The organism is Phenylobacterium sp. (assembly GCF_036501465.1).
In the GTDB taxonomy this organism is placed as follows: domain Bacteria; phylum Pseudomonadota; class Alphaproteobacteria; order Caulobacterales; family Caulobacteraceae; genus Phenylobacterium.
On sequence record NZ_DASYAF010000127.1, the window covers coordinates 23,245 to 30,088 of the forward strand.

At 69.2% G+C, this 6,844-nt stretch carries 6 protein-coding genes and 1 pseudogene; 2 read left to right on the forward strand and 5 right to left on the reverse strand.

Going from position 1 to position 6,844, the window contains the following annotated elements; all coding sequences use genetic code 11:
* Window positions 1-18: 18 nt before the first annotated feature.
* On the forward strand, window positions 19-1,056 hold the full coding sequence (locus tag VGL85_RS13595) for a collagen-binding domain-containing protein (RefSeq protein ID WP_331589486.1): 1,038 nt from the start codon (window positions 19-21) through the stop codon (window positions 1,054-1,056).
* 77 nt (window positions 1,057-1,133) lie between these two features.
* Entirely contained in the window at window positions 1,134-2,438 is a 1,305-nt protein-coding gene (gene dctA / locus VGL85_RS13600) for a C4-dicarboxylate transporter DctA (RefSeq protein WP_331589488.1), read from the forward strand.
* Window positions 2,439-2,450: 12 nt separating this feature from the next.
* Here dctA and VGL85_RS13605 read toward each other — a convergent pair whose 3' ends face one another.
* From VGL85_RS13605 to VGL85_RS13625, 5 genes and pseudogenes are all read right to left on the reverse strand, one after another.
* A complete protein-coding gene (locus tag VGL85_RS13605; RefSeq protein WP_331589489.1) occupies window positions 2,451-3,728 on the reverse strand; it encodes a cytochrome P450 in 1,278 nt (425 codons plus the stop codon).
* A 121-nt stretch (window positions 3,729-3,849) separates the two neighbouring features.
* Window positions 3,850-4,359, reverse strand: coding sequence for a CarD family transcriptional regulator (locus VGL85_RS13610; protein WP_331589490.1), 510 nt, complete (start codon window positions 4,357-4,359; stop codon window positions 3,850-3,852).
* A gap of 319 nt (window positions 4,360-4,678) precedes the next feature.
* Window positions 4,679-5,020, reverse strand: coding sequence for a ferredoxin FdxA (gene fdxA / locus VGL85_RS13615; RefSeq protein ID WP_331589491.1), 342 nt, complete (start codon window positions 5,018-5,020; stop codon window positions 4,679-4,681).
* 119 nt (window positions 5,021-5,139) lie between these two features.
* The gene (locus VGL85_RS13620) at window positions 5,140-5,421 is read right to left on the reverse strand and encodes an RNA-binding S4 domain-containing protein (protein ID WP_331589492.1); all 282 of its coding nucleotides are present in this window, start codon (window positions 5,419-5,421) and stop codon (window positions 5,140-5,142) included.
* A pseudogene (locus VGL85_RS13625) lies at window positions 5,418-6,844 on the reverse strand (phosphonate-binding protein); the annotation flags it as partial. The gene VGL85_RS13620 and the pseudogene VGL85_RS13625, both read right to left, overlap by 4 nt.

Here is a 6,844-nt window from a genome sequence, read left to right on the forward strand (position 1 = left end):
CCGGTCGGGGAATCCAACATGCTCAACGCCTTCTCGTCGCGTCGCACGGCGCTCATGTCGGCCGCCGCGCTCGCAACCCTGCTCGCCGCCGCTCCGGCGCTCGCCGCCAATCCGCCCAGCGCCGACGCCGGGCTGCAGGCCCTTCGCGACTACAACCTGATCGTGCTGGGCAACATGACCTCCAACAGCGACGTCGAGGGCCGCGCCCTGGTCGGCGGGAACCTGTCGGGCAGCGGGACGATGTTCACGAGCCCGCACGGCCAGTCGACGGCGACCCTGCCCGGCGTGGTGGTCGGCGGGAACCTCAGCGGCAACTTCAACCTGAACAACAGCTCCGGCGCCTGGATCGGCGGCAACGACACGGCGACCGTCAACCTGAACGGCGTCCAGACCGTCAAGGTCGGCGGCTCGGTGACCCACGTCCCGAACCTGAACGGCAGCACCCTGCAGCAGGGGATCGGCTCGACCGCGGCCCTGTCCGGCCTGCCGATGAGCCTGGCGGACTACGCGACCTCCCTGTCGACGCTCTCGACCACGCTCGCCGGCCTGACCACGACCCAGGCCAACCCGGTCAGCCTGGTCAGCAACAACCTGAACATCAACGTCACCGGCGGCGGCACGGGCCTGGCGGTGATCGACCTCAACGACAGCCTGCTGAACGGCAACCAGGTCTCGATCAACACCGAGGGCTACGACACGGTGGTCATCAACGTGTTCAACACGGTGAACACCGCCGACAGCTACCACTTCAACCCGGGCACGTTCTCGACCAACGCCCAGACCAAGATCATCTGGAATTTCGTCGGGGCCACGACGCTCAACGTGCAGGGCCAGTTCGAAGGCTCGATCCTCGCGCCGCTCGCCACCCTCACCAACAACACCCAGATCAACGGCTCGGTGGCGGTGGACAACTTCACCCAAGGCGGCGAAGTCCACATGCTCAACTACGAAGGCCACGTCAGCGTGCCTGAGCCGGCCGGCTGGGCGCTGATGATCCTGGGCTTCGGCGGCGTGGGCGGCCTGCTGCGCCGCCGCCGCGCGCCCGAGGCGGCCTGATCGACCGATTGCCCTGAGGGCGCCCACGACCTAGCCTGGACCACAGGGCCGGAACGGCGCGGGGGCGAGTCGGGCGCATGGGAATCCTCAAGAGTTTCCGCCAGCTCTGGGTGCAGGTGCTGGTGGGCGTGGCCCTGGGCCTGGTCGTGGGCGCGCTGTGGCCCGCCTTCGGGGCTTCGCTGAAGCCGCTGGGCGACGCCTTCATCAAGCTGATCAAGATGGCCGTGGCGCCGGTGATCTTCTGCACCGTGGCCGGCGGCATCGCGCGCATGGGCGACATGCGGGCGTTCGGCCGCCTGGGCCTTCGGACCCTGCTCTATTTCGAGGTGATCTCCACCTTCGCCCTGGTGATCGGCTTGGTGGTCGGCGAGCTGCTGCACCCCGGCGCGGGCTTCAACATCAATCCCGCCACCCTCGATCCCAAGATCGGCATGAGCTACGCGGCCAAGGCGGCCCACGGCCAGGGCCTGGTCGACTACCTCATGAACCTGATCCCCGACAGCTTCGTGGGCGCCTTCGCGAGCGGCGACCTGTTGCAGGTGCTGGTGGTGGCGATCCTGGCGGGCTTCGCCTGCACCCTGATGGGCCCGTTCGGCGACAAGGCCGCCGCCGCCTTCGACGCCATCGCCGAGCTGTTCTTCGGCATCATCGGGGTGATCGTACGCCTGGCGCCGCTGGCCGCCTTCGGGGCCATGGCCTTCACGGTGGGCAAGTTCGGGGTCGCCTCCCTCGTCCAGCTGGGCGCCCTGGTCGGGACCTTCTACCTGACCAGCCTGCTGTTCGTGCTGATCGTGCTAGGCGCGGTGGCGGCCTGGAGCGGCTTCTCGATCCTGAAGTTCCTGGCCTACATCCGCGACGAACTGCTGATCGTGCTGGGCGCCAGCTCGTCGGAGGCGGCCCTGCCGCTGATCATGGCCAAGCTGCAGCGGCTGGGCGCCGGCAAGGGCACGGTCGGCCTGGTGGTGCCCACGGGCTATAGCTTCAACCTCGACGGCACCAACATCTACATGACGCTGGCCACCCTGTTCCTGGCCCAGGCGACCAACACCCCGCTCAGCATCGGCCAGGAGGCGACCCTGCTGGGCGTGGCCATGCTGACCTCCAAGGGCGCCAGCGGCGTCTCCGGCGCGGGCTTCATCACGCTGGCCGCCACGCTCGCGGTGATCCCGGACCTGCCGATCTCGGCGCTGGCGTTGCTGGTCGGCGTCGACCGGTTCATGAGCGCCTGCCGCGCGCTCACCAACTTCGTCGGCAATGGCGTCGGGACCCTGGTCATCGCCCGCTGGGAAGGCGACCTCGACCGCGCAAAGCTCAAGGCCGAACTCGACCGCGGCCCCGGCGTGGATTCCGAGGCCCTGCTGGAAGAGCCGCTGCCGGGCTAGGCCCCGGGCGGATCAGGCGACGATGCGCACCGGCAGGGCTTCGTAGCCCTTCACGAAGTTCGACCGCAGCCGGCGCGGCTCGCCCATCACCTCGATGCGTTCGAAGCGCTTTAGGATCTCTTCCCAGACCACCCGAAGCTGCATCTCGGCCAGCCGGTTGCCGACGCAGCGATGGATGCCGAAGCCGAAGGCCACGTGCTGGCGCGGCCGTTCGCGGTCGATGATGAAGCGGTCCGCCTCGGCGATCACCGCTTCGTCGCGGTTGCCGCTGACGTACCACATGACCACCCGCTCGCCCTTCCGGATGGTCTTGCCGCCGACTTCGACATCACGCATCGCGGTGCGCCGCATGTGGGCCACCGGGCTCTGCCAGCGCACGATCTCGGGCACGGCCGACTCCAGCAGGCTCGGGTTGGCGCGCAGGCGGTCGTAGGCGTCCGGATAGTCCTGGAAAGCCATCAGGGCGCCGGTGATCGAATGGCGTGTGGTGTCGCTACCGGCGATGGTCAGCAGCATGACGTTGCCGAGATAGCGCTCGGGATTGTCGCCCTTGCGGGTCACCGGGTCCTGGCTCAGCAGGCTGATCAGGTCGCTGGCCGGCGGCCCGTCCTTGCGCGCGTCCCACAGGCCGATGAACGGCATGACCAGCGGCATGAAGGCGGCGTGCCGCGCCGCGAGGTCCGCGGGCGAGGCGTCGGGCTCCGGCTGCGACAGCGCCAGGTCGGAGATGCGCGGCAGGTTGCGGCGCTGGTCGAACGGATAGTCGAACAGGGTCGCCAGCATCTGGCTGGTCAGTTCGACCGAAACCCTGTCGACGAAGTCGAAGGTCTCGCCCAGCGGCAATTCGTCGAGGATCGCCGCCGCGCGCTGGCGGATCAAGGGCTCCATGGCCGCCATGCCGGCGGAGGAGAAGGTCGGGGTCACCACGCGGCGCTGGGCGTCGTGATCCGGCGGATCGAGGGTGATGAAACTGGTGGCGTCGTTCGGCCCATACTCGTCGGCGACCATGACCCCGCCGTTCTCGGCGGCGGAGGAGAACGCCTCGTGGTTGGAATCCACCGCCACGATGTCCTGGAAGCGGGTCACCGACCAATAGGGGCCGAACTCGCTGTCGCGGCAGTAGTGGACGGGGTCTTCACGCCGCAGCCGCTCGAACCACGGCCAATGAGTGTCGCTGGTGAAATGGCTCACCTGCGCGACGTTGAAGTCCTCAAGCGGGGTGGAATAGGCCCGTTCGCGCGCCTCTTTCGCCCGGTCGTTCCTGGCGATCGCGCCGGCGTCGTCGGCCATGATCGTTCCTCCCGCTGCCGCCTGTGGCGCAAGGGTCGCGCGGGCGTGGGCACGGGGCAAACGAAAACGCCCGGCGGATGAGGCCGGGCGTCTCGCAATCGACTTGGATGGACGGTTCGGCCTAGGCCGCGACCGCCTTGATCAGCGACTTGTTGAGGATGCCGATCGCCGCGTCACGGTCGATCCGCTCGATGGCGGCGACTTCGCGGGCCATGCGGTCCAGCGCGCTCTCGTAGAGCTGGCGTTCGGAATAGGACTGCTCCGGCTGGTTTTCGGCGCGGTGCAGGTCGCGCACCACCTCGGCGATGGAGATCAGGTCGCCGGAGTTGATCTTGGCCTCGTACTCTTGGGCGCGGCGCGACCACATGGTGCGCTTCACCCGCGCGCGGCCCTTGAGCGTGGTCAGCGCCTGGGAGACCACATTGGTCTCGGCCAGCGGGCGCAGGCCCGCGGTGCGCGCCTTGGCGGTCGGCACGCGAAGCGTCATCTTCTCGTGATCGAAGGTGATCACATAGACCTCGAGCTTCAGACCGGCGACTTCCTGGGTCTCGATCCCCTGGACGTTGCCCACCCCGTGCGCGGGATAGACGACATGATCTCCGATCGAGAAATCGTGACCGTTCTTGCTCATGGAAAACCCTCTCATAAGTTCCGGGCCCGGACGGAGCGCGGACCTGCGACATGTTCCGTCCAACGACAAAACCATCCTCTCCGCGGAAGCGCCGCGGCTGGGTCTATCGTACGGACGGAAGTAGCCCTCTTAAGACACCCTTCGCCTTTCGCCGGAGCCGTTCCACTTTGGATCTGCGCCGGATTGGCGTTTTTTCGGACGACGGGCCGGGCGGAGAGCCTGATCGCCACGTCATTCATTACGCTATCATAAAATTAAGCCGAATGAAAGGCTTGCCCCCGGCAGGCTCACTGTCCGGCGCCGGTGCGTGCGAATGCACCTATGAGCCGCGGCCCGGTTTCTCGGAAAAATACTTCTCGAATTTGCCGGTCTCGCGCTCGAAGTTTTCGGCGTCAGCGGGGGCCTCGCCCTTAACCGTGATGTTGGGCCAGACCTTGGCGTAGTCGGCGTTGATCCGCAGCCATTTGCCGTCGGCGTCGTCCTCGGTGTCGGGCTTGATGGCGTCCACCGGGCACTCCGGCTCGCAGACCCCGCAGTCGATGCATTCGTCGGGGTTGATCGCCAGGAAGTTCTCGCCCTCGTAGAAGCAATCGACCGGGCACACCTCCACGCAGTCCATGAACTTACATTTGATGCACGGATCCATCACGATGTAGGTCATGGCGCGGGTGGAACTCCGGTTTCCCTGGCCCCAAACAGGGCGGTGCTTACCTGAGAGGAAGGCGCGGGTTTTTCAAGGCGCAGGCCTGGCTTGTCAATGCCGCGGCGATGAGCGCGCCCTCAGGATTCCTGTAAGGTCGAATAGAGGGTCCGCGCTTCGGCGGGCGGGCCGCGGCGTTCGCCGAGCGCTTCGACCCGCACCGCCGTCAGCCGCCCGCCGAGCGCGAACACCAGGCCGTCGCCCACCTTCACCGGCCGCGAGGGCTTGTCCAGGCGGGTCTCCTGGCCGGCGCGGGTCAGGCGCACGCGGCCTTCCTCGACCACCTTGGCGGCGAGTGTGCGGGTCTTGCAGAACCGCGCCCGCCACAGCCAGACGTCGACGCGGCAGGCCTCCTCGCTCACGCGCGGCCCTGTCCTGACAACTTGGGTCCCGCGGCTTGGGCGCGACGCCGCCGACGCGGACGCCGGGTGGGCGCAGGCTCGTCCTTGAGGGCCGCCAGCGCCGCGAACGGGGAGTTGGGCGGGGCGATGGGCTTCTTCTCCACCGAGAACTCGCGCTCGAACTTGCGCCGCCAGGCGACCGGCTCGTTCGGACGCCGCACGCCCACGAATCCCAGGCCTTTCAGCACCACCGCCGTCTCGTCCTCGCGCCAGCCCAGCGCCTCGCGGGCCTGGTCCGAAAGCACCTGGCCGCCATGCGCCTTGACGCCGGCGCGCAGCAGCTCGTCCAGCCGCTCGAGCTGCTCCACCGGCACGGCCAGGCCGCGCACGGCGCGCAGGCCGAAGGCGGCGAGCGCGCGGGGCGAGGGCGCCTGGGCGGGCAAACGCGAAAGCTTGTCGGCGGCTGGCCGCCAGCCTGGCGCCTCACGGCCCACCAGCGCCTGAGCCAGCGCCCGCGCCTCGGGCTTCAGCAGGCCCGGCAGGAAGACCGAGAAGGCGCCCAGCCGCACGCCCAGGCCGCGCAGCGCGCGGCGTTCCACCTGGCTCAGCGAACGCACCTCGGCGCGGACCGCGGCGCGGTCGACGATCCCGCCGGCCTCGATCAGGCGGAAGGCGAGGCCCCGGGCAAGGCCCTTGATCCGGCCCTCGGCGACGGCGGTTTCCAGGGTCTTCAGGGACGCCAGCCGACGCCCCGCCTCGCCGGCCACGAAGGCCTCCAGCCGCTGGCCGGCCCGCTGGCGGGCCGGCTCCGGGCCGAGGTCGCCCAACAGGCGCACGCGCGGCCGGAAAGGCTCGCCGCCCGACAGCACGCCGGCCGCCGCCCCGCGCCACAGCACCGTCCCGTCCGGCATCAGCGCGAAGGCGGCGTCCGGCTCGGCGGCGAGCTTGCCGAGGCGGCGCGCAATCTCCGGCCCCACCGCCTGGGTCGCCGCCGCGCGCAGCGCCTTCTCCTCCAGCACCGAAGCCGCGCGCGCCGCCTCGAACCGCACGCCTTCCAGCTTGCCCACGAAGTGGCCCTCGACGGTCACCGCGCCGTCTTCCGCGACGCCCGCCAGCATGTCCTCGCGCACCCGAAGGCCCCGCATCAGGGCGCTGGTCCGCCGGTCGACGAAGCGGGCCATCAGCTTCTCGTGCAGGGTGTCGGAGAGCCGGTCCTCCAGCCCCCGCATCCGGCCCTGCCAGCCGGCCGGGTCGGCCAGCCAGTCGGGGCGGTTGGCCACATAGGCGAGCGTGCGCACGCTGGAGAGCCGCGCCGCCAGGGTGTCGATCTCGCCGTCCGTGCGGTCGAGCTGCTTGTACTGCTGGGCGATCCAGTCCTCCGGGATGCGGCCGGATCGCGAGGTCAGGTCGAGGAAGAACGCCTTGGCCAGGCTCGTGTGTTCCA